This window comes from Mesorhizobium sp. B2-2-4 (genome assembly GCF_006442375.1).
In the GTDB taxonomy this organism is placed as follows: Bacteria; Pseudomonadota; Alphaproteobacteria; order Rhizobiales; family Rhizobiaceae; genus Mesorhizobium.
The window spans coordinates 1-21,590 of the sequence record NZ_VFWB01000003.1; the positions used below are offsets into that span (position 1 = coordinate 1).

Sequence of the window (21,590 nt, forward strand, 5' to 3'; positions counted from 1 at the left end):
GTTAGCCTGCGAGGACAAGACGTCCATCGACTGGGCGCGCGTGATGCGCGGCATGAATTCCATCGCAAAGGCCGTCAGCCCGGCCTTGGCCAGCGCCGCGACGGCGGCATCGTTGCCATACGGATCCATGATGGCGATGACCGCAGCGCCTGACTTGTAGCTTTTCAGCTCCGCATCAGTCGGCCGGCGCACCTTCAGAATCACATCCGCACGGGCCGCATCGGATGCGGAACCAATGGTGGCACCGGCCTTCGCGTAGTCTTCGTCGGCGATGCGGGACAGTGTGCCCGCTCCGCTCTCAACCACCACGTCGAAGCCAAGGGCGGCTATGCGCTTCACCGTATCGGGCGACGCCGCGACACGGGGTTCGCCCGAGCCGCCCTCGGCGGGAATGAAGATGATCTGGCTCACGCTTGGCTACCCCTCCCCGGCACGCGGCGCATCTGCGCGCCTGCCGTATCGTTCACATCTTACTACAATCCACAAAATGGGCAATTTGTCCACATATCTGATTGAGGGTACTTGTCCGCCAGTTGCCGATGCCATATCGATGGCCAAACGGCGGTTCTGGAGGTGTAAATGTCCAAGATCAATGGTGCGAAGCGGCTACGCTCGCGCGAGTGGTTCGACAATCCGGACAATCCCGGCATGACGGCGCTCTACCTCGAACGCTATCTGAACTATGGGCTGACCCGCGAAGAACTGCAGTCCGGAAAGCCGCTTATCGGCATCGCCCAGACGGGCTCGGACCTGTCACCTTGCAACCGGCATCATATCGAGCTCGCCAAGCGCGTGCGCGACGGCATTGTGGCCGCCGGCGGGGTGCCGTTGGAATTCCCGGTCCACCCGATCCAGGAGACAGGCAAGCGGCCCACCGCCGCGCTCGACCGCAACCTCGCCTATCTCGCTCTCGTCGAGTTGCTTTATGGCTATCCGCTGGATGGCGTCGTGCTGACCATCGGCTGCGACAAGACCACCCCGGCGCTGCTGATGGCCGCGGCCACCGTCAACATTCCAGCCATAGCGCTGTCCGTCGGCCCGATGCTGAACGGCTGGCACAAGGGCGAACGCACCGGCTCCGGCACGGTCGTGTGGAAGTCACGCGAAAGGCTGGCGGCAGGAGAGATCGACTACGACCAGTTCATGGACATCGTCGCTTCATCGGCGCCGTCCGTCGGCTACTGCAACACGATGGGCACGGCGACGACGATGAACTCGCTGGCCGAGGCGCTCGGCATGCAGTTGCCGGGCTCCGCCGCCATTCCAGCACCCTATCGCGAGCGCGGCCAGATCGCCTACCAAACCGGCAAGCGCATCGTCGACATGGTGCGCGAGGACTTGAAACCCTCCGACATCATGACGCGGGAAGCCTTCGAGAACGCCATCGTCGTCAATTCTGCCATCGGCGGCTCGACCAATGCGCCGATCCACCTCAACGCCATCGCGCGGCATCTCGGCGTGTCGCTGACCGTCGATGACTGGCAGAAGGTCGGTCACCACGTTCCGCTGATCGTAAATCTCCAGCCGGCCGGTGAATATCTCGGCGAGGACTATCATCATGCGGGCGGTGTGCCGGCCGTGGTGGCAGAGCTGATGAAGGCCGGCTTGCTGCCGCATCCTGGAGCCATGACCGTCAACGGCCGCACGATCGGCGACAATTGCGCCGCGGCGGAGAATCTCGACGGCAAGGTCATCCGTACCGTGGCCAATCCGCTCAGGAAGGAAGCCGGCTTCATCAACCTGAAAGGCAATCTGTTCGATTCCGCAATCATGAAGACGTCGGTCATCTCGCCGGAGTTTCGCGACCGCTATCTGTCAAATCCGCGAGACCCCGATGCCTTCGAGGGCGTCGCCGTCGTCTTCGACGGTCCGGAAGACTACCACCGTCGCATTGAGGATCCGTCACTCGGCCTGAACGAGAATACCATCCTGTTCATGCGCGGAGCCGGCCCTGTCGGTTATCCGGGCGGCGCCGAAGTCGTGAACATGCAGCCGCCGGCCTACCTGCTGAAGGCGGGCATCCACTCGCTGCCCTGCATCGGCGATGGCCGTCAGTCCGGCACTTCCGGCTCTCCATCGATCCTCAACGCCTCGCCCGAGGCGGCCGTCGGTGGTGGCCTTGCGCTGCTGCGTACGGGTGACCGGGTACGCATCGACCTGCGCAAGGGGACCGCCGACATCCTCGTGTCGGACGACGAGATCAAGCGCCGTCGCGTCGACCTGCAAAACAAGGGCGGCTATGCATATCCGAAGCATCAGACACCCTGGCAGGAGATCCAGCGGTCAATGGTTGACCAGTTGTCCGAGGGAATGGTTCTGAAGCCGGCGGTGAAGTACCAGAACATCGCCGTCACCAGCGGCCTGCCGCGCGACAATCATTAGAACAGTTCCTACTCTGCGTTCAAGATCGGTGCTCGATTGGCGAAGAACTGTGACTGATCTGGAATTAGGGCCTGAAGATGCGCTATGATTTGTATTCACGCGGGCGACGGAACTCCGGATCCGGTGCCGGCTTCTGCTCTGGGGTTTGACCGGAATGGCTTATCCTTTCACCGCGGCGATCCGCGGCTTGGATGACTGGATCGCGGGACCGGCCTCCCTGCTGGATGAACTTGCGCGCGTCAAATCCGGCAGCCGCGTGGTCGCGCGGGTCGCGGACGATGGGAGCGCGCTTGAAATCGAGCCGGCGACCAGCCGAAAGCCGTCAGCACCCCTGTTGATACCGATTTCTCCAGACACGCAGGCGCCGGCCGCATTGCGCACCGCGGTGAATGGAAAGGCGGTCCATCTCGGCATCCCGGCGAGCTGGGTGATCGCGCGCCGGATCGAACTGCCGATGGAGGCTGCCAGCCACGTCGAAGGCATCGTTACGTCGCGGATGGGCGCGCTTTCGCCATTGCCTGCTTCCGATATCTATTTCGGCCACCGGGTCCTCGGGATCAGCCGTGAGGCGCGGCAGATCACCGTCGCCGTCGCAATCGTTCCGAGGTCGCGTGTCGCTGCTGCCTTGGCCTGCCTGAACGTGGCCGAGGCCCGCCAGGTCGTGATCTCGGCGCCGTTTCCGGAAGGCGATGCCGTGGAAGTATTGACACAGCGGCAACGGGTCACCGGCACGCGTGGCCGGATAAAGTTTGTCCTTGCCGGAGTTCTGGGCGTAAGCCTAGTCGCTGCAGTCACGGCTCCGGCGGTGCGGCCGATGATCCAGAACAACTATGCCGAGCGCCGCGCCGCCGTCGAGATCCGGGCCGAGAAGGCGCGCCAGGCAATCGCGCTGGCGGCGACTCCGGACAAGGCTGAAACAGCGCCTGAGCAGGAGGCGCTGAATATCAAGGACGACGCGATAAGCGCGCTGGGAGCATTGGACGACCTGGCTCAGGTTTTGCCGACGCATTCCTATGCCATTGAGGTGTCCTTCGCCAATGGCCGCATGCGTCTCTCGGGCCGGACCAAGGACGTGCCCGAAGTACTGACCGCGCTGGAATCGTCGGGTCGCTTCGAAGACAGCAAGCTGGTCGGATCGGCCCTGCGCGGCGAGGATGGCGTTACCTCGGAGTTCGAGGTCGATACCCGCCCGCTCATCCGCACGGGAGGTTCGCTGCGATGAGGACGACACCCCTGTGGCGCGACACGCGGCTTCAATCCCTGGTCGTCATGGCCCTGCTGGTCGTCGGAGCTCTTGTACTCGTCGCCGATACGCTGCTGTCCTGGCGCGCGGAGGCGGGCGCGCTGGCGCTCTATGAGGAACGTACCGCCTTGCTCGAAAGCAAGGCGTCCACTTCCCCGGTTCCCCAAGGCGCGAACCAGGCTCTGGATCCCGGCGAGGGCAAGATTCTTCTCGATGCCCAAACCAGTGGGCTCGTCTCGGCCGAATTCCAGAGTCTGCTCTCCAACCGCGTTGAACGCGTGGGTGCCGTTATCCGGCGCGTCGATGTTCCCACAGACGGTGAGGTCGCCGATATAAGCGATCCTCAGTTGGAGTCTTTGGAACGCATTCGTTTAACTGCCGATATCGAGGTTATGGAGCAATCGCTGCCCGATCTCATGTACGCCATCGAGGCAAGCTCGCCCGTCATGGTCGTTGATAGCTTCAGGCTTCGGTTGAACCGAAACGTCGATCTGGGGGGGAATCAGACCTCGGGTTCCATGGATCGGCCGCTGTCGCTGAACGTCACGCTGTCGGCCTTCCGGGAGAAGGGACCCCAGTCATGATGACCATGCTGGGCGCGACAATGATGCTCGCCGCCATCGCGGCCTCTTCGAGCCTGTCCTTCGGCGCAGAAAAGCTATCGGTCAGGGAACGCCAGGTGAGCGACTATGCGGCGCTTCGGGATCGGCCCCTGTTCTCGCCGGACCGGACTGCCCCGATCGCGTTCGGTGCCCCCGAGCCGGAACTTATTGTCGTGCAGCCCGAGCCGGAACCCGAGCCCCCGCCTGCCGCGGCGCCCGAGTGGCAATTGGTTGGCATCGTGCGGTCGGAAAGGCTCAACAGCGCGACCTTCACCACCCCGGCCGAAATGGCGGCCTTCACGCTGCGCACGGGGGAAAGCCGGGAAGGTTGGACCCTGAAGGAAGTCGGCCAGTTCGAAGTCAAGCTCGATGGAGCGGGAGGACGCGCCTCGCTGCGGTTTTCGGATGAGGCAAGCGGTGAACAAATGTTGCCACCGGAGGAGCCGGTGCCCACGCCTTCAGGGGGTTGATCCAAATGGAGTGGTTGCACATTCCGAGCCTCCGGCAGGGATTAATGGAGCGAGTTTCTTTCACAGACAGCTATCAGGAACGAACGTCTCCAGTAGAGGCGTACAGTTAGGAAATTTGGCCTCCATGGTCTCCACGGCATTCGCATACAAGGCTTTGAATGGCGAGGGTCGTCTCGAACTCGGGCGGATCGATGCGTCCGATTCCGACGATGCCGTCCAGAAGCTCGGGGCGCGCGGGCTGATCCCGGTAAGTGTCGAACCGAGGCAGTCTGCATCGCGCGCACCGCTGTTTTCGACCCGAATACCGGCGTCGCAGGTCACGCGGCTGCTCTCCGACCTGTCGATCATGCTGAATGCGGGGATCCGGATCGACGAAGCGCTGGCGATCATGGAAAAGGAATTCGACAGCGGCAGGCTTCAGCCCGTGGTTGCCGGCATTCGCACCGACCTGGCGTCGGGCACCTCGTTCTCCAGAGCGCTGGAAGCCTGGCCCGCTCTGTTCCCGGCGTTCCAGGTCGCCATGGTTCGTGTCGCGGAGACCTCCGGCAAGTTAGCCACCCTCCTGTCGCGCATCGTGCAGGAGCGCCAGCATTTCGAGGCATTGCGGGCCAAAGTCAGCGAGGCGCTGCGGTATCCGGCAGTCCTGTTTGCCGGCACGATCTGCGTACTGGTCTTCTTCCTGGTGGGGGTCGTTCCTCAGTTCGAACCGATGCTCATGCAGAGCGGCAAGAAGGACACGCTGATGGTGGTGATGTTCGCGGTCTCGAATTTCCTGCGCGCTTATGGGCTGGTCCTTTTGCTTGCGGCTTCGATACTCGTATTGCTGGGGTTCGTGGCGGCGCGGCGGGGCCTTCTCTGGGCATGGCTTTGGGGTTTCGCCAAGAAACTTCCGCTTTTGTCGGAGATACCGGGGAGCTATCGGACGGGGCGCTTCGCCCGTCTCCTGGGCATCATGGTCGAGACTGGCGTGGCGGTTCCTGTGGCTTTCAAGCTCATCAGCGATACCGTCGACCACGGCGAGGCCGCGCGGGCACGCGCGCAGCAGGCGTCCGACGCGCTGAGGCAGGGGAATAGGCTTGGCCATGCGCTTGAGATTCTTCAGCTTCCCCCGCTGGCGGTGCGCATGTTGAGGCTCGGCGAGCAAAGTGGCGAACTCGCAGGGCTGGCCTATCGTGTCGCCGACTTCTATGAAGTGCGGCTGGAGCGTTCGCTGTCCCGTATCGTCGGGCTTGTCGGCCCTGCGGCAGTGGCAACCATCAGTATCTTGATCGGTGGTATGATCGTGTCGATCATGTCCACCCTCATGTCATTCAACGACATGGTCCGCTAGGAGGCTGTTTGCATGAGCGTTCATTTCGCAGTTGGTCCCAATCTCATGCAGCGCAAGCGTGCCCGGCGCCGCGAGGCAGGCTTTACGCTGATCGAGATGCTGGTCGTGCTGGCCATCATCGGCCTGATCTCGGCGCTCGTCGGTCCTCGTGTTCTCGCGCAGTTGTCCGACTCGCGCGTGCGTGCGGCGAAGCTTCAGATCGAGGCGTTTTCCAGCGCGCTCGACATCTTCTACATCGATGTCGGCCGTTATCCGGTGCAGGCAGAGGGGCTGGGAGCGCTGGTGCGCAAGCCCTCGACCATCCAGGTCTGGAACGGGCCATACGTTCGCGGCGAGACCGTTCCGCTCGATCCGTGGGGTCATGAATACAGATACGCAAGCGACGGAAAGACGTTCAACATCACCACCGACGGGCCCGGTGGGCGCGGCTCCAATGTGTCCGCCCAGCCCTAAGGGCAACAGCAACCGCAAAAGGACGCAACGCGGTGTCGTGCTGCTCGACGTGGTCGCGGCGCTTGCGATCGTCGCTCTCGCGGCCTTCGTGCTGATGCCGCGCCCGCGTTCCAGCATCGGGGCTGCCGAGCTTTCTGGCGAGGCGGTTCGCGTCAGCGGGGAGTTCCGCAAGGGCAGAGCGAAGGCGCTGACCACGGGCAGCGTCGCCGACGTGAGGGTCGATCCGGGAAACAAACGCATCCAGGTGGATGGCGCCAATCCGATCTCGATCAGGGATGGGGTGGCCATGAACTGGGTCACGTCGGACCGGTGTCCCATACGAGGCGGAAGCAGAGCCTTGCGCTTCCTTGCCGACGGACGGTCGTGTGGGGGCGTCATGACACTGTCCGCCAGCGGCCGGGAGATCGAACTGCGCGTCGACTGGTTGACCGGCCGCGTGGAAATGAGGCCGAAATGACAGGACGGCGCAGACGCGGCTTCACGCTGATCGAGGTTCTGGCCTCGCTTGCCGTCGCCGTGCTGCTGATCGTTCCGATCGCGCGCATGATCACGGGCACCGCAGGTGCGTTCGCGGGTCTGGAACGATCGACCGAACGCCGTGTCGGCATGCAGGCTGCCATGGCGGCGGCGATGACCCTTAGCCCGTTGCGAACGGGCCGGCGCGTGATCGGAGGCTTCACGGTCATCGTGGAACCGTACCGCTTCGAACGCGGCACTGCCCTGGCTCGCGCCGGATGGCAGCTTTACTCCGTCACCGTTCGCAGCACCGACGGATCGGATGACGACGCGATGCAGACCGTGCGCCTCGGCAAGCGGCAATGACAAGGAAACGCAGCGCTCGGGCCGGCTTCACGCTGATCGAGGCATTGGCTTCGCTGGTGCTTGCGACGATGCTGTTTGGCGGGCTGGCACTCTACACCGGAACCTGGCTGCGCCAATGGCAGGGGATAATCGCCAGAGGCGGGCAGGAGGACACGGTGGCGGTGATTCTCGACCGGATGGTCGAGGATCTGGAGGCGGCGCAGCCCGGCTATTCCAACCCGGAGGGAGCCGCTGCGATCCGCTTCACCGGCCATGCCGACGAGGTCACCTTCGAGCGCCCGGCGCTCGGCTACGAGCCGCGTGCGGGACTTGATGACATCACCTATTCGATGGGTCGGGCCGGAGCCGACGAGGCCCTCATTCGTGCCCGCCGCGATCACAGGATGGGCGAGGGCGGGGAGGATCTTCCGCTGGTGCGAGGCGATCTGAAGCTTTCGTTCAGCTATGCCGGGCCGGACGGCGCGCTCAGCCCCGAATGGACAAGCACCAACCGCATGCCGTCACTCGTCCGTATCGAGATATCCGGCAGTTCTCCGCGTCCCTGGCGGCAATGGGCCTATGCGCGGTTACGCGTCGAGCTGCCCGCGCGTTGCGGCGCGGCCGAAGCGCTCGCGCCGTGTCTGCAGCGCTACGGCATCGGCTTCTGAACTCCGCAGGGCTGTACGATTGGCGCCGATAACAGGCTTGCAAAACAGCGTGGCATGCAGACGGCGCAAGGCTGCCGCTGGCTATCGACATTCGCGGGCTCTGTCGCAAATCGTTCTTTTGTTTTCGCGTCGCTGATCAGGCTGCCAGGATCTCGAACTGCTCGGCGATCGAGGGAGATGGATTGTAGGCAAACCTCGCCTGCTGTCTGCGCATCATGTGAACCATCTCCATGCCAGTGAGAATAACCTCGGCGGTCGCATTCACTTGAAGCCGAACATGGAGTGGATGCGGCGCTTGACGCGTCGATGGTTCTGTTCGATCCAATTATAGAGGTACTTGCTGTTGCGGATGTGAATCGGCTTCGGTGAACGTCGCGGGCGGTCCCGCAGACGGCTTTCAGCATCGCAGGAAATGACCGCCTCGCGGTTGGTTTGGCTGCCGTCGATGACAATGCGTTCCGGCCTGCCGTAACCCAGCGGCGACCGAAGGTCGTCTCGATTTCCTGCAATGCCTTGCTCGCCCGGTTGCGTCAACGCGACCTGCTGCGAGGCTTTGAGGAGCGAGCCATGCTCGCCCAGCGCGAGTAGGAGCCGCAACTGTTTCAGGTGGATCCTGGAAACGATCGAGTGGAGCGGTGGGGCCATGCCTGGGTTGAGTAAACGTTATACCGAGATCACATCTTCTCAGTTGTCGCGCGAGCGAATGCTGCAATACTCCGGCCGGCCAAGTCTCTGCGGCGATCACGATTAATGAGTTTCGCTGTTCAGGCCCAGATCCAAACAATCCCGAATGCGCTGGCCCGAATGCGCTGGTCTAAAAATATCAGGAGGAGAACGTAATGACAGTCAGCCGACGCTCATTGTTGAAGGCCGGCGCCGGAATCGCCGCCGCAGGGGTGGCCAGCAGCATATTGCAGCCGAGCATTGCCAATGCCGCGGACCCGCGCGTAGCCGATATCGTCGTTGTGGGTTGCGGCTCGGCGGGCCTCGGGGCCGCAGTCGCCGCCGCAGAGGCGGGCGCGTCGGTTATTGTCCTCGAGGCGCAACCGCACATCGGGGGACGTGGCATCGTCAGCTCAGGCAACATTCCCCTGGGAGGCGGAACCCCTGCCCAGATGGCGGCCGGCATCGCGGACTCGCCAGACCTCCTGTATCGCGACCTTACCGACTGGTCCATCGTCCAGGCGAACGGCTTTCCGAGCTACCGCTATAACGATCGCGAGCTGATCCGGGCATTTGCCGACGTCAACGTCGACCTTTACAACTTTCTGGTCCGCCATGGCGTCGTGTGGACGACATCCAGGCCCGACAATGTCGGCGGCAATGAGGTCGGCAACTCGGTGAACCGTATGATGCATACGGCGATCATGAACTACGTCTCGGTCCGGACCGGCTTGCCGGTAGCCGCGAGCCAACAGCGGACGACGTCTCAAGGGCCCGGCTTCATATATCCGCTGGAGGCCGCGGCAAAGGCGCGTGGCGTGAAGATCCTGCTGAATTACCGTTTGGAGTCACTGCTGCGGACGAAAGCGGGCGTGGTCGGGGTCGTAGCCTCCAATCAGGGCCGCCTCGTTAACATTCAGGCACGCAAGGGCGTAGTGATTGCGAGTGGCGGCGGAAACGGCAATGTGGAATACCGCCGACAGTTCGACCCACGGCTCACCGCGGAGTACTGCGGCGTCGCTGGCGAGCCCTATTCCTTCCAGGACGCCAGCGGCATACTCGCAGGGCTGAATGTCGGCGCGTCGCTCGCGGGCACGTACAACCAGACTGGAGAGTTCGGCACTAACATCACCAAGCCAACCGCCATCGGAACGCGGTACAACTACTCGTTCCTGCAGTGGGGGCCCAATAGCCCTGTCTTCCACCTTGCGAAAGCTTCGGGACTAGCCAACGTCAACAACCAGAACGTTATCCATGTAAACATGATCGGGAGGCGGTTCTACGACGAAACGGGAGGTCAATTCGGGACGAACAGCGCTGGCTCGGTCAACCCGTACACTCAGGGCAGCTACCTGAACGCCAAGAACATCACATACAACCCGCAAAACTGGATCAACGCCGCTCTGGCTGGAATCGGCGACGGCCACAACGGCGGTGGCCCGATCTGGGCCATCTTCGATGCAGATGCCGTGGCCCGCCAGAGATGGAATGTGGCGCCGCCCTTCGTCGATCCCGATGGATTCTTCTTCCAGGCAAACACGCTGGAGGAACTCGCACAGAAGATCGTCATGCCGCATCAGCGGGTTCCCATGCCGGCAAGCAACCTGGTCGAAACGGTGACACGGTACAACAGCTTTGTTGACGCGGGTGCCGACGCCGACTTCGGCAAACCGACACCCCAATTCAAGATCCAACGGGGCCCCTTCTATGCCGCCTGGTCGACGCCGGTGATCCACGACGCCCGGTCCGGCCTGCGCATCAACGGCTCAAGCCAGGTCCTCGACTATGCCGCTCAGGTGATTCCCGGCCTCTACGCCGCCGGCGAAGCTGCTGGCGGATTCAGTCAGCACGGGAACGGTCGAGCTCTCTCTCAGGGCATCATCGCAGGAAGGCACGCAGCCTCCAGTTCGTATTAGCAGGACTACGGCTCTCAACAATAGTCCCGCCAGGCCTCTCGGTCCGGCGGGACTACCTGTTCCGCGGACCCGAGGCCAGTGATTCCAGCACCGGCGGCATGGGGAACTTGGCCATGCACGCGACACAGGCCTGCGCGATGCGCTGGCCGGTGGCCACCGGGCCGGTGAAGCTGATCGCGTTGGCGCGTTTGTCGTCCAGCAGCACCTGGCCCACTTCGGCGGGGTGGACAGGCCCCAGGCGGACCGGGCCTGGGTGGCTGCGGCGATGGCCTGCCTGGCTTGGGCCGCCTCGGCTTGCGCGAACTCGCCAATGACGTCGCGCGTGTCCGAGGGGTTGATGTTGCGCGAGACGCGAGGGCCTTCGACCCACTCGCCGCCGATCAGGTGTTGAACATAGTGTGCTTGCTTCCTAAAGGCTGACTTCGAGCATCGCTTCATAACCGGTGTCGGATGCAACGCGCGGGTTGGTCAGGTGGCTGTGGTCCTTCAAGGCGCCCCGGACGATGTCGGGGAACATCGCGCGCCACGCCCAGTTGGGCCAAGCCCGTCGGCAAGCCGAGCCGCTCGGTCATGGCGCGCACGGACGGCCCCACCTCGGCCCCGCTGGCCAGGTCCATCGCCTTGCCCATGCGGCACCCTGGCGGATACAGCGCTGACCGGCGCGGTCGCGCCGACCTGATGCTCAGGACTGGCGATGGACCAATTCGTCGATCAGCAGTTTGGCGGCGGGCGGAACCCACGCCCCCTTGCGGGTGACGAGCTCATAGGCCTCGCTTCGCGACGCCAGGGCCAGCGGCAGGATGCGCGTCATCTGCCGGTGCGCGAAGAACTGCGCGACTTCGATCGACACCAGGGCCACGAAGGACGGGTTGGCCTGCAGCAGCGCCAGCGTCGCAAAAGCGGAGGTCGTCTCGAGCAGGTGCTGCGGGAACCGGATCCCGCAATCGCGGTATTCGCGTTCGAGCAAGAGCCGCATCGGCATGTTCGCGCGGTATACCACCCATCGGTATGGCGCCAGCTCCTGCAGGGTTAGCTTCTTCGCGTGTCGCAGCGGATGGCCGACGTTCGCGATCACCGCGAGCGTTTCATCCTGGAGCTTCACGCTGTCGTAGACCTGCGGCGCCTGGCTGATGGTCGTGCGGCAGATCGCCAGGTCGAGCCGGCCGGCTTCGAGCTGGGCCAGCAGGGCGGCGCTGGTGTCCTCGACGATCTCGACGGACAAGTCGGCCTGCCGCGCAACGAGCGCGGAGATGGCATCGGTGAGCAGCGGCACCGCGCCCATGATGACGCCGGCCGCCACCCGCCCGCCCTGGCCACGCATGATTCCGACGATCTCGTCGCGCAGGTGCGCGAGATCCGTCTGGATCAGGCGCGCATAGCGGATCACGCAATGGCCGACGGCATTGGGCTCCAGGCCCCGGTTGGTGCGAACGAACAGCGGCGTGCCGAAGGTCGTCTCGATTTCCTGCAATGCCTTGCTCGCGCCCGGTTGCGTCAACGCGACCTGCTGCGATGCCTTCAAAAGCGAGCCGTGCTCGCCCAGCGCGACTAGGAGCCGCAGCTGTTTCAGGTGGAGCCTGGAAATGATCGAGTGGAGCGGTGGGGTCATGCCTGGATTGCGTAAATGTTATATCGAGATCACATCGACCGCAAGCATTTCAAATGAAGATCATTGGCGGTTTCGCCACCGAACAGCGGGACCCGCGTGGGGCCAACCCAGCCGCTGTACCAACAGCGCGTCGGCGAACCAGGACCCGCCAGTGCGTGGAAGGCCTCGGCGCTCGACGGCCGCGAAGGCGCCGATCGTCGTTCCGACAGTGCCGTGGGTCGCAGCAAGATGCGTAAGCTCGTCTGCCAAGTCGGCCGCCGTCTCGTCATCCCGGGCAAGCCCCAGGGCATCGAGAACTCCGACGACGCTCGCCTCGTCAGAAGATCCTCCGCGGGCCGAGTTGCCAGCCAGCGCCAAGCCAATTCGGCCGGCGGGACCGACGTCGTCTCCAGGTCGCGTCAGCAGAACGGCATCACGAAGTGCCGCTTCATCGTCTACACCCCCCATCTGCCGCGCCGTTACCGCCACCGCAGAAAGTTTTTTGACGAAAACTGCTCGTTTTTCAATTTCTCCTGACCAAGGATGACCACATTTGATTAGCATATGCGGTCAAAATCAGTCAAAATAATTCCAATGGAGCCAAACAATGGGAAATCGCCCACCAAAAATGACAAACGATTGGGCTTGCTGGATGGATTCATGATATTTGCGGCAGATCGCTCGCCGTGATTCAGGCGAGCGCGTTTGCGACGCCGTGCGGAGATACAAACGTGGCTAGGAATGTCCGAAAATCAGCGGTGGAGGACATGGCGCCCTCGGCGTCCGCCGGGTCACGGGAAGACGATGGCGGGCGCGGACGGGTCGATTTGATTCCAGCCAAGCGTCATGCCTTCATTCTCGAATGCCTCAAACGGCAAGGAGCTGTAGGCGTTCAGGAACTCATCGATCTCATCGGCGCATCGCCTTCGACCATCCGGCGCGATCTCGAGATGCTTGAACGGCAGGGAGCACTGGAGCGAACGCATGGCGGGGCGATGCTTCAGCGCACGGAACTCGCCACCTTCGAGCCGGATCTCGCCACCGCGGCGCATTTCGCCAGGGCAGAGAAAGAGGCCATCGGTGCCGCCATGATGTCGGAACTCCGCGCCGGCCAAAGCGTCATTTTCGACGCAAGCACGACCGTGCTGGAAGTCGCCCGCGCCATCGCCGCGGCGCCTATTCCGCTTACCGCCGTTACCAACAGCCTCGCGATCGCGCAGATACTTGCAACCGTGCCGGAAGTACGCCTCGTCATGCTTGGAGGCACCTGCAAGCCAGGCTCACTGACCCTGGTCGGCCAGCCCGGCGAGAATTTCCTGCGAACCATCCACGCCGATGTGGCCATTCTTGGGACCCATGCCATCACCGGAGACATGCTCACGGAGACCTCGCTAGAGGTTGCGGCGATGAAGCAGGCGATGATCGCGGCGGCGCGCCGTGTCGTCGTGCTTGCGGACAATTCGAAGTTCACTGCCCCCAATTTCTGCACCATCTGCCGTCTGGCCGATATCCACCAGATCATTACCGACGAGGGCATCGATCAAGCTCACCTCACCAATCTTCGGACGCTCGATGTGAACGTCCGCGTCGTGCGCGTCAGCCGTCCAGGTTCTTCAGTTGAGCGCTCTTGAGGGCGTGGATATCCGGGTCGTAGCCGATGACCTGACCGGCGCCCTGGACAGCGCGGTTTCCTTCGCATCGCCCGGCCACGGCATTGGGGTGAGCTGGCGACTGGACGGTCCGTTTTCGGAGCGCATGGCTGTCGATGTCGCCACACGAGAGGGCGCCGAGGCGACGGCCGTCGCCAGGCACCGGGCGCTCGCGCCATGGCTCGCCGCCGGACAGCTGAGTTTCAAGAAGATCGACAGCCTTTTGCGCGGTCACGTCATCGCCGAAATAGAAGCCTGCATCGTCGAGGGGACATACCAGCGCGTTGTGCTGGCGCCTGCTTTCCCGTTTCAGGGGCGCGTTACGCGCGTCGGACGCCAATGGCGGCTCGATCGCCCCGAAATGGTAGGTCCCGACCTCCTCGCCGACCTCGGCCAGCGCTTTTCGGTCGGGCGTTCAACACCGGGGGCACGGTCGGCTCATTTCATCACCCTCTACGACGCCGAAACGGACACGGACCTGGACAAGATCGTCGCAACGGCCGGAATGCCGGAGGCACGGATCTTGTGGGTCGGTACAGGCGGCTTGGCGGCGGCACTCGCCCGGCACATGAAAGCACCGCAGAAGCCTGCTCTTGCGTTATCCGGGCCGTTCCTTGGCCTTGTCGGCACAAATCACGAGATCACGGCGGGACAGGTGGCCGTCTTTGCCGCCGGGCATGCGGATGCGCATATCGTCGTCGAACGCGACATCGACAAAGCGAAAAAGCGCTTGGCGGAGCGTATGATGCAAGGCGCGCCATCAATTGTCAGCGTCGCTGCATCGGGTGATCGCCACGCGGTGGCGGATCATATCGGCAAGGTTTTTGCCTCGCTTCTCGAAGGTTTGCCAAGGCCCGGCACGTTGCTCGTCACTGGCGGCGAAACATTGCGGTCGGTGTGCGACAGCCTAGGCGCCGTCGAACTCACGGTCGAAAGCGAGATCGAGCCGGGGCTGCCGGTTTCCGTCATCAAAGGCGGCGTTTTCGAGGGGCTGGCCACGATTTCGAAATCGGGCGCGTTCGGCGACAGCGCCCTGCTCTGCAGGCTTGCCGCTCTCGCGCGTCCCTGATCAAAACGATCGCCGGCGAAGCCGCGGTACATCCGCCTTGCCGGTCAAATAGCGTCAAAAAGCACTGCGAAGCCGGGTGTGGTCGAGATTTCAGCCCGCAAAGGGAGAGACGCGAGCCCGATCAGCCGTGAAGTTTGATTGCGAATGATCGCGAAAGAAAACTATTGCGCATATATGGCCAGAAGGATTAGAAGATGATCACAATTGACCGATATGGGGTGTTTATGTCTGGTCCAAGGCTCGGCATCACTATGGGTGATCCCGCGGGCATCGGCCCCGAGATCATCGCGAAGGCATGCGCACGGCTGAAACCGCGCCTGGCCGACGGGTCACTGTCGCTTCTCATCATCGGCAGCGCCACCGCGATGCGCGCGATGGAGTCCATTTCAGGACGTATCGAGCGGGAAGAACCGTCGGCTTCGGCCGCCAGACCTTTTCCGCCCGTGGCCATTCTTGAGGCCGGACCAGAGCGGACCCCCATAGAGACAGGCGTCATGTCGGCCGAAGGCGGGCGCCTTGCCTACCTGGCCATCGAAAAGGCTGTTCGCCTGGCCCAGGCCGGCTCGATTGCGGGTATCGTTACGGCCCCCCTCAACAAGGAAGCGCTCAACCTGGCCGGCTATCACTATGCCGGCCATACCGACATGCTGGCAGAACTGACGGGCGCCCGCGATTCCGTGATGATGCTTGCCCATGGCGACTTTCGCGTCAGCCATGTCTCGACCCATGTGGCGCTGGCTCAAGTTCCCTCGAAACTGACCGGACCTCGTTTGCGCCGGGTTATCAAGTTGACTGTCGAGGCATTGCAGGGCCTCGGCATTGCGCATCCGCGCATTGCGATTGCCGCGCTCAACCCGCACGCTGGCGAAGGCGGCATTTTCGGTCGTGAGGACATCGACATCACGACCCCGGTCGTCGCCTCTTACACATCGCCCGATTTCACCGTGGTTGGACCTGTTCCGGGCGACACGGTCTTCGTCAAGCTACGTGCGCGTCAGTATGATGCGGTGGTCGCGATGTATCACGATCAGGGCCATGTTCCGGTGAAGCTGCTCGGCTTCAATGTCGATCCCGCGACCGGTGAATGGAAAGCGCTCTCCGGTGTCAATGTGACGCTCGGCCTTCCGATCATTCGTACCTCCGTCGACCACGGCACGGCCTTCGACATCGCCGGCAAGGGCATCGCCAACGAGGACAGCCTGGTCGAGGCGATCGAGTTCGCCGTCCAGATGGCCGCGGCAAAATCCAAACCTTAGGCGCCGGCACGCCTGCAACGCACGAAGAAGCGGATCGAACCATGGCTGTAGAGAAGTCCCATCTCATGCTGATCGACGGCAGATTTGTCACCGGCGAAGCCGGCACGCGCCCGGTGATCAACCCGGCCAACGGCAAGGCTTTTGTCGACGTGCCCGAGGCAAGTCCGGATCAGGCTCGCCAGGCGATAGAGGCAGCCCGTAAGGCGCAGAAAGCCTGGGGGCTCAAATCACCCCTCGCTCGTGCGGCGATCATGAAGCGGATCGCGGTCTTGATCCGGCAGAACGCCCGACATCTGGCCGAGGTGGTCGTCAGGGAACAAGGCAAGCCGATCAATGAGGCCATGGGTGAAGTCGGCGGTGCGGCCGAGTTCTTCGACTACTACGCCGAGTTTGCCCGCCGCATTCAAGGTGAGATCCTGCCATCCGACTACGCGGGAGAGCAGGTCTGGATCCAGCGCGTACCCGTAGGCGTCGTCGCCGCCATCATTCCCTGGAATTACCCGAGCGCCCTGGTCAGCCGAAAGGTGGCGCCCGCCATGATCGCCGGCGACACCATCGTCCTCAAACCGCATGAAGACACGCCGCTTTCGGCGCTCGAAATGGCTCGCATCTTTGTGGAAGCGGGCGTGCCGGACGGCGTCGTCAACATCATAACAGGACGAGGCGAAACCATAGGCGAGGTGCTGTGCACGGAACCCGGCGTCGACCTCATCACCATGACCGGAAGCGTGCCGACCGGCAAGCGCATCATGGCGAATGCTTCGCGCAACCTGACGCCCGTTTCGCTGGAGCTTGGCGGCAAGGCGCCCTTCATCGTCCTGGCCGATGCCGATCTCGACCTGGCGGTGCGGTCGGCGGCCACCTCGCGCTACATGAATTGCGGGCAGGTCTGCATATGCAACGAACGCACGCTCGTCCACCGTTCGATTTACGATCAGTTCGTCACGCGCTTCGTGGAGTTCTCGAAGTCGCTGGTCGTCGGTGATCCGATGCAGGCGAATACCGATATCGGTCCCAAAGTCAGCCGTGAGGAATTGGAAAAGGTCGAGGTGGTCCTGGCGGAAGCCGTCGCGGGCGGCGCGAAGCTGGCTCTGGCCGGCGGACGCCCGGCCAAGGCGCCGATCGACGGTGGCTACTGGCTCAATCCGACCGTATTGACCGACGTGACGCCCGACATGCCGATCATGACGCGGGAAATCTTCGGCCCGGTCGTGCCGATCATGCCCTTCGACACCTTCGAGGAGGCAGTCAGCATCACCAATGCCAGTCGCTATGGCCTGTCGGCCTATCTTTTCACCAACGATCTGGGTCGCGTCATGAACGCCGTCAACGAGGTTTCGTTTGGCGAAATCTATGTGAACCGGATCGGGCCAGAAATGCTGCAGGGCTTCCATGTCGGCTTCCGCGAGAGCGGATTGGGCGGCGATGACGGCGTACACGGGCTCGAGAGCTACATGCGCAAGAAGACGGTCTACGTGAATTACTCGGGTGCCGCCACGGCGGCATTGATGCCTTACGGGCGCTGAACAGCGCCCAGACAGTACGACCAGCCAGGTCGCTACCCGGCCAAAATGGCCGTTTCATCTCATCGGGAGGAATAAAATGCACTATCGCGGATTCATGGCGGCGGCTTTGGCCGTGGCACTGTCAGGACTGGCCGCATCTTCGGCGATCGCCGACGACACCATTCCACCGGAAGCAAAGGCGCTGCTTGAGCCGCTGCCCCTATCGCCGAGAGGCCAACCCGTTCCGGGCTTCCCGGACGGTCCACCGGCGGTGTCGCCAGACGTGCTGAAATTCTCCGATGCCGACCTTGCAAAGCTGAAGGCCGGAAAGTTCACCGCCGGGCTGGTGATGCACACCATGGATGCCGGCTGGCCCCAATTGCAGGTGGCCGGGATCTCGAACACGCTCAAGGATTTTGGCATCGAGGTTGTCGGAACCACCGACGCCAAGTTCCAGCCCGGCCAGCAGATCAGTGATCTCGAGCAGATGATCGCACGCAAGCCGGATGTGATCTTCTCGATCCCGATCGATCCGAAGTCCGAATCCGAAGCCTACAAGAAGGCGGCGGCAGCCGGCATCAAGCTGGTTTTCATGGACAACGTTCCGGTCGATATGGCGCCGGGCAAGGACTATGTGTCCGTTGTCGCTTCCGACAATGAGAAGAACGCCTATTTCGCCGCGCAGGAACTTGTCGGGGCCATTGGCGGCAAGGGCGAGGTCGGCATCATCACGCTGGTCTATGACTACTACTACTCTGTCGCGGCCCGCAAGGTCGGCGCACTCAAGGCATTCGGCGAACACCCCGACATCAAGGTCGCGGACGTCGGTACCTTCACCGCGCCTGAGAAGGCCTACGAGGTCGCCACCGCCATGTTGACGGCGCATCCCGACATGAAGGGCATCTTCGTTGCCTGGGACACGCCCGCGCAGCAGGTCGTGGCCGCGGCCAAGACACTCGGCCGCGACATCGTCATCACCACGAATGACATTGCCGCAGACAGCGCGCTGAACGTTGCACGTGGCGAGTTTCTGGCCGTGGGTGCGCAACGCCCCTATGACCAGGGTGTCGCGGAGGCCAAGGCGGCCGCGCTTGCTCTGCTTGGACATGACGTCCCGCCGTACATTTCGGTACCGACGTTGCGCGTCAAGAAGCTCGACCTTCTCAGTGCCCTCAAGCAGGTCACCAAGGAAGATGCGCCGGCTTCGGTGGTGAAAATCTGCAACGGCGAGTGCTTCTAGAGCAGTTCACCGTTTCACGGAAACGGCGAACCGCTCTATCTCTTTGTTTTTGCGCAATTCCAGACGGAAAACCGTACACACTTTTCCTGGAATTGCTCTGGCTCCTTCTTTCGCCGGCGGGCCGCAGCAGTCCGCCGGCGCTCCCCGAGCGATCGAGAAATCGTCATGGCCGAAGCGAAAACTTCAACGTCCCAGCGCCCTATCGTAACGATGCAACGCATCGGCAAGTCGTTTGGCGCGAACCGCGTGCTGTCGGACATTTCGTTCGAGGTCAAGGCCGGCGAAACGCATGCACTGCTCGGCGAAAACGGTGCGGGCAAGTCGACGCTCATGAAGATCCTCATGGGCGCGTATCGGACGGACGAAGGCCGGATTCTGTTCGACGGCGAGGACGTCACCGCCCTGTCGCTTCGAGAGAGGATCGATCGCGGAATCGCGATGATCTTCCAGGAGCTGAGCGTCTTGCCGAACCGTTCGGTTGCCGAAAACCTGTTTATCCTTCGCGAGCCGCTCGCCTTCGGCCGACGTGTCGATGCCAGAAAAATGCTGCGCGAGGCCCGGGCTCTGATCGAGCGATTTGCCTTCTCGCTCGATGCTTCGGCACGTGTGGGCGACCTGGCGTTCGCTCAGCGCCAGATGGTCGAGATTCTCAAAGCGATCTCGCGGGGCGCCAAGCTGCTCGTAATGGACGAGCCGACTTCGTCCCTGACCATCCATGAGGAGGAAACGCTTTTTCGGACAATCGGTCAGCTCAAGCAGAACGGAATCGGTATCGTCTACATCAGCCATCGCATGGCCGATGTGCTGCAGCTTTCGGATCGCATCTCGATCATCAAGGATGGGCGACTGGTCGGCCCGCTCGATCCGGAGAAGACGTCCATCGAGGATATCGCGTCGTTGATGTCCCGGCCCAAGGTCGAAACAGCTTCCCCAGCCGCAGCCGCGCCAGCAAATCGTCAACCGGCGACGCCCGCCGGGATGCCGGCTCTTGAGGTCCGTGACCTTGCCACCTCGCGCAAACTGTCCGGCGTGTCGTTCTCGATCGACCCGGGCGAGATCGTCGGCCTTGCCGGGCTTGTCGGCAGTGGCCGCTCGACCCTGGGCAAGGCTTTGTTCGGCATCCTTCCGGATGTAACCGGCCACATCGCCGTCGGGAGCGACCCCGTCCAGCCGGGCAGTGTGAGCAGGGCCATCGCTGCCGGTATCGCGCTTGTTCCCGAAGACCGTCGGCTCGAAGGTCTTGTGGGTGGGCGCTCGATCGAGGAGAACCTCGCGCTCCCCCGCCTTTCCGAGTTCTCGCTGGCGGGTCCGTTCGGGCCGATGGCGAAGGCCCGGATAACGGCTCTGTTCAGACAATACCGGGACGATCTCAGTATCCTGTGCCGCGGTCCCTTACAGAAAGCCCAGGAGCTTTCGGGCGGCAATCAGCAGAAGATCGTCTTCGCCAAATGGCTGGCCATGAAGCCGAAGCTGTTGATCCTCGACGAACCAACCTCCGGCGTCGACATCAATGCCAAGCGCGATATGCGCGACCTTGTGCGCCGCACGGCCGGCGAAGGCGTCGCCGTGCTGCTTATTTCTTCGGAACTCGAAGAACTTCTGGATTTGTCCGATCGCATTCTGGTCATGGCGCAAGGGCGGATCACGCGCAGCATCGATCGCGCGGACGACGAGACAAAACTTCGCGCGTTGCTGCAGGCCGAGGCGGCCAGACAAGCCAGTGCGCGCGCCCAGGGAGTTGCAGCATGAAACCGTCCCCTATGCCCTCGCACGCAAATGCGATAAATTTTTTCCGCGATCACATCACCTATGTGATCTTCCTGGCGATAACCCTCTACTTCGTCCTGTTTGCTCCACACTTCGCGTCTGTCTCGACCGCAAGCGCGGTTCTGCGAATCACAGCCATCGTTTCGGCAATGGCGATCGGCATGACATTCGTCATCATCTGCGGCGAAATCGACCTGTCGGTAGGATCGGTTGCGAGTTTTTCAGGGATGATCGGAGCGCTGCTGCTCGGCCAGGATGTTCCCACCTATGTGGCAGCTCTTCTGGTGCTGGCCGCCGGCGCAGCGATCGGGGCCACCTCGGGCATCCTTGTTACGAAAATACGCATTCCATCGTTTCTTGTGACCCTTGGCATGCTGTCGATCTTTTCCGGACTGGCGCTGACGATCACCGGCACCCGGCCGGTGTCGATCGTCGACGATGATTTCTCGAACCTGTTCTGGAACGGCAGTTTTCTGGGCGTGCAGGCGCCAATCTGGTGGACGATCGTCCTAACTTCCGTCGGCTATTATCTTCTGCACCAGATGCCCTTCGGCAGGCGTGTTTATGCGACTGGTGGAAACCCTGTAGCCGCCCGCTTTTCCGGGGTGCGGACGGACAGCGTCAAGATCTTCGCCTTTGTGCTGTCCGGCATGATGGCATCCCTTGCAGGCATGATGCTCGCGGCCCGCTCCACCGCCGGCAATCCCAGCCTGGGGGCGGGTCTCGAACTCGACGTCATCGCGGCCGTGATCATAGGCGGGACAAGTCTCTTCGGCGGCTATGGATCGATCGTCGGTTCTGTCGTCGGAGCAATCTTCATAGGAATTCTCGGATTCGGTCTTCTCGTGCTCGGTCTTTCGACCAGCATCCAGGAGGTGATCAAGGGCGCTATCATCATCATTGCCGTCTCGTTGAACCGGCGTTGAAAGCAGCAGAGTTCCATGACCCGACGAAACGCGCGCGTTCCACGCGTTGACTGCCGAAGTAG

Annotated in this window: 21 protein-coding genes and 2 pseudogenes; 18 read left to right on the plus strand and 5 right to left on the minus strand. The window is 62.7% G+C overall.

From position 1 onward, the window contains the following. Positions 1-411, minus strand: a pseudogene (locus FJ959_RS08195) (NAD(P)(+) transhydrogenase (Re/Si-specific) subunit alpha); the annotation flags it as partial. A 168-nt stretch (positions 412-579) separates the two neighbouring features. Here FJ959_RS08195 and FJ959_RS08200 point away from each other — a divergent pair. The 9 genes from FJ959_RS08200 (at position 580) to FJ959_RS08240 (ending at position 7,949) form a co-directional block, all read left to right on the plus strand. Beyond that, complete coding sequence (locus FJ959_RS08200; protein WP_140560836.1) at positions 580-2,382, plus strand: IlvD/Edd family dehydratase; 1,803 nt, start codon at positions 580-582, stop codon at positions 2,380-2,382. Between the two features lie 256 nt (positions 2,383-2,638). Further along, positions 2,639-3,604 carry a PilN domain-containing protein gene (locus FJ959_RS08205; protein ID WP_140629477.1) on the plus strand — a complete coding sequence of 322 codons (966 nt, stop codon included), beginning with the start codon at positions 2,639-2,641 and terminating at the stop codon, positions 3,602-3,604. After that, positions 3,601-4,209 carry a type II secretion system protein GspM gene (gspM, locus tag FJ959_RS08210; protein ID WP_140629480.1) on the plus strand — a complete coding sequence of 203 codons (609 nt, stop codon included), beginning with the start codon at positions 3,601-3,603 and terminating at the stop codon, positions 4,207-4,209. Before FJ959_RS08205 ends, gspM begins: the two co-directional genes overlap by 4 nt. Beyond that, positions 4,206-4,697 carry a hypothetical protein gene (locus FJ959_RS08215; protein ID WP_140629482.1) on the plus strand — a complete coding sequence of 164 codons (492 nt, stop codon included), beginning with the start codon at positions 4,206-4,208 and terminating at the stop codon, positions 4,695-4,697. The genes gspM and FJ959_RS08215 overlap by 4 nt, the downstream gene beginning before the upstream one ends. A gap of 124 nt (positions 4,698-4,821) precedes the next feature. Continuing rightward, entirely contained in the window at positions 4,822-6,027 is a 1,206-nt protein-coding gene (locus FJ959_RS08220; protein WP_181175175.1) for a type II secretion system F family protein, read from the plus strand. A gap of 12 nt (positions 6,028-6,039) precedes the next feature. Beyond that, positions 6,040-6,480, plus strand: coding sequence for a type II secretion system major pseudopilin GspG (gene gspG / locus FJ959_RS08225; protein WP_140496499.1), 441 nt, complete (start codon positions 6,040-6,042; stop codon positions 6,478-6,480). Beyond that, positions 6,461-6,937, plus strand: a complete 477-nt coding sequence (locus FJ959_RS08230) for a hypothetical protein (RefSeq protein ID WP_140624775.1) — start codon at positions 6,461-6,463, stop codon at positions 6,935-6,937. Before gspG ends, FJ959_RS08230 begins: the two co-directional genes overlap by 20 nt. Continuing rightward, positions 6,934-7,302, plus strand: a complete 369-nt coding sequence (locus FJ959_RS08235; RefSeq protein WP_140496503.1) for a prepilin-type N-terminal cleavage/methylation domain-containing protein — start codon at positions 6,934-6,936, stop codon at positions 7,300-7,302. Before FJ959_RS08230 ends, FJ959_RS08235 begins: the two co-directional genes overlap by 4 nt. Continuing rightward, complete coding sequence (locus tag FJ959_RS08240; RefSeq protein WP_140496507.1) at positions 7,299-7,949, plus strand: prepilin-type N-terminal cleavage/methylation domain-containing protein; 651 nt, start codon at positions 7,299-7,301, stop codon at positions 7,947-7,949. The genes FJ959_RS08235 and FJ959_RS08240 overlap by 4 nt, the downstream gene beginning before the upstream one ends. 136 nt (positions 7,950-8,085) lie before the next feature. Here FJ959_RS08240 and FJ959_RS32095 read toward each other — a convergent pair. After that, positions 8,086-8,420: pseudogene (locus FJ959_RS32095) on the minus strand (DDE-type integrase/transposase/recombinase); the annotation flags it as partial. Positions 8,421-8,788: 368 nt separating this feature from the next. Here FJ959_RS32095 and FJ959_RS08250 point away from each other — a divergent pair. Then, positions 8,789-10,528: an FAD-dependent oxidoreductase gene (locus FJ959_RS08250; protein WP_140630155.1), complete on the plus strand. Its 1,740-nt coding sequence runs from the start codon at positions 8,789-8,791 to the stop codon at positions 10,526-10,528. Between the two features lie 52 nt (positions 10,529-10,580). Here FJ959_RS08250 and FJ959_RS31600 read toward each other — a convergent pair whose 3' ends face one another. Beyond that, a complete protein-coding gene (locus FJ959_RS31600; protein ID WP_181172008.1) occupies positions 10,581-10,733 on the minus strand; it encodes a hypothetical protein in 153 nt (50 codons plus the stop codon). 477 nt (positions 10,734-11,210) lie between these two features. Further along, the gene (locus FJ959_RS08260) at positions 11,211-12,137 is read right to left on the minus strand and encodes a LysR family transcriptional regulator (RefSeq protein ID WP_140496511.1); all 927 of its coding nucleotides are present in this window, start codon (positions 12,135-12,137) and stop codon (positions 11,211-11,213) included. Positions 12,138-12,233: 96 nt separating this feature from the next. On the opposite strand from FJ959_RS08260, the gene FJ959_RS32100 reads away from it, so the two are divergent. After that, the gene (locus FJ959_RS32100) at positions 12,234-12,653 is read left to right on the plus strand and encodes a hypothetical protein (protein ID WP_246679055.1); all 420 of its coding nucleotides are present in this window, start codon (positions 12,234-12,236) and stop codon (positions 12,651-12,653) included. A gap of 254 nt (positions 12,654-12,907) precedes the next feature. Here FJ959_RS32100 and FJ959_RS32575 read toward each other — a convergent pair whose 3' ends face one another. Further along, entirely contained in the window at positions 12,908-13,102 is a 195-nt protein-coding gene (locus FJ959_RS32575; RefSeq protein ID WP_319023034.1) for a hypothetical protein, read from the minus strand. Between FJ959_RS32575 and FJ959_RS08270 the strand changes: the two genes are divergently transcribed. From FJ959_RS08270 to FJ959_RS08300, 7 genes are all read left to right on the plus strand, one after another. Next, positions 13,019-13,747: a DeoR/GlpR family DNA-binding transcription regulator gene (locus tag FJ959_RS08270; RefSeq protein ID WP_319023033.1), complete on the plus strand. Its 729-nt coding sequence runs from the start codon at positions 13,019-13,021 to the stop codon at positions 13,745-13,747. The two genes, FJ959_RS32575 and FJ959_RS08270, sit on opposite strands and share 84 nt — an antisense overlap. Continuing rightward, the gene (locus tag FJ959_RS08275) at positions 13,734-14,834 is read left to right on the plus strand and encodes a four-carbon acid sugar kinase family protein (RefSeq protein ID WP_140524039.1); all 1,101 of its coding nucleotides are present in this window, start codon (positions 13,734-13,736) and stop codon (positions 14,832-14,834) included. The genes FJ959_RS08270 and FJ959_RS08275 overlap by 14 nt, the downstream gene beginning before the upstream one ends. A gap of 224 nt (positions 14,835-15,058) precedes the next feature. Continuing rightward, positions 15,059-16,090 carry a 4-hydroxythreonine-4-phosphate dehydrogenase PdxA gene (gene pdxA, locus FJ959_RS08280; RefSeq protein WP_140630157.1) on the plus strand — a complete coding sequence of 344 codons (1,032 nt, stop codon included), beginning with the start codon at positions 15,059-15,061 and terminating at the stop codon, positions 16,088-16,090. Between the two features lie 41 nt (positions 16,091-16,131). After that, entirely contained in the window at positions 16,132-17,616 is a 1,485-nt protein-coding gene (gene aldA, locus FJ959_RS08285; RefSeq protein ID WP_140629491.1) for an aldehyde dehydrogenase, read from the plus strand. 76 nt (positions 17,617-17,692) lie between these two features. Continuing rightward, positions 17,693-18,835: a substrate-binding domain-containing protein gene (locus FJ959_RS08290; RefSeq protein ID WP_140557683.1), complete on the plus strand. Its 1,143-nt coding sequence runs from the start codon at positions 17,693-17,695 to the stop codon at positions 18,833-18,835. A gap of 165 nt (positions 18,836-19,000) precedes the next feature. After that, the gene (locus tag FJ959_RS08295) at positions 19,001-20,584 is read left to right on the plus strand and encodes a sugar ABC transporter ATP-binding protein (RefSeq protein WP_140624780.1); all 1,584 of its coding nucleotides are present in this window, start codon (positions 19,001-19,003) and stop codon (positions 20,582-20,584) included. Further along, positions 20,581-21,528 (plus strand): ABC transporter permease, encoded by a 948-nt coding sequence (locus tag FJ959_RS08300; RefSeq protein WP_181167353.1) that lies wholly within the window; start codon positions 20,581-20,583, stop codon positions 21,526-21,528. Before FJ959_RS08295 ends, FJ959_RS08300 begins: the two co-directional genes overlap by 4 nt. Positions 21,529-21,590: the final 62 nt, after the last annotated feature.

Excerpts from the sequence above, each read along its gene's own strand:
- FJ959_RS08260 (WP_140496511.1), bottom strand. The coding sequence starts at position 12,137 with ATGACCCCACCGCTCCACTCGATCATTTCCAGGCTCCACCTGAAACAG.
- FJ959_RS08230 (WP_140624775.1), top strand. The coding sequence starts at position 6,461 with ATGTGTCCGCCCAGCCCTAAGGGCAACAGCAACCGCAAAAGGACGCAA.
- FJ959_RS08290 (WP_140557683.1), top strand. The coding sequence starts at position 17,693 with ATGCACTATCGCGGATTCATGGCGGCGGCTTTGGCCGTGGCACTGTCA.
- FJ959_RS32575 (WP_319023034.1), bottom strand. The coding sequence starts at position 13,102 with ATGCGTTCGCTCCAGTGCTCCCTGCCGTTCAAGCATCTCGAGATCGCG.
- FJ959_RS08200 (WP_140560836.1), top strand. The coding sequence starts at position 580 with ATGTCCAAGATCAATGGTGCGAAGCGGCTACGCTCGCGCGAGTGGTTC.
- FJ959_RS08295 (WP_140624780.1), top strand. The coding sequence starts at position 19,001 with ATGGCCGAAGCGAAAACTTCAACGTCCCAGCGCCCTATCGTAACGATG.
- FJ959_RS08215 (WP_140629482.1), top strand. The coding sequence starts at position 4,206 with ATGATGACCATGCTGGGCGCGACAATGATGCTCGCCGCCATCGCGGCC.
- pdxA (WP_140630157.1), top strand. The coding sequence starts at position 15,059 with ATGTCTGGTCCAAGGCTCGGCATCACTATGGGTGATCCCGCGGGCATC.
- FJ959_RS08250 (WP_140630155.1), top strand. The coding sequence starts at position 8,789 with ATGACAGTCAGCCGACGCTCATTGTTGAAGGCCGGCGCCGGAATCGCC.
- FJ959_RS08235 (WP_140496503.1), top strand. The coding sequence starts at position 6,934 with ATGACAGGACGGCGCAGACGCGGCTTCACGCTGATCGAGGTTCTGGCC.
- FJ959_RS08240 (WP_140496507.1), top strand. The coding sequence starts at position 7,299 with ATGACAAGGAAACGCAGCGCTCGGGCCGGCTTCACGCTGATCGAGGCA.
- aldA (WP_140629491.1), top strand. The coding sequence starts at position 16,132 with ATGGCTGTAGAGAAGTCCCATCTCATGCTGATCGACGGCAGATTTGTC.
- FJ959_RS08220 (WP_181175175.1), top strand. The coding sequence starts at position 4,822 with ATGGTCTCCACGGCATTCGCATACAAGGCTTTGAATGGCGAGGGTCGT.
- gspG (WP_140496499.1), top strand. The coding sequence starts at position 6,040 with ATGAGCGTTCATTTCGCAGTTGGTCCCAATCTCATGCAGCGCAAGCGT.
- gspM (WP_140629480.1), top strand. The coding sequence starts at position 3,601 with ATGAGGACGACACCCCTGTGGCGCGACACGCGGCTTCAATCCCTGGTC.
- FJ959_RS08300 (WP_181167353.1), top strand. The coding sequence starts at position 20,581 with ATGAAACCGTCCCCTATGCCCTCGCACGCAAATGCGATAAATTTTTTC.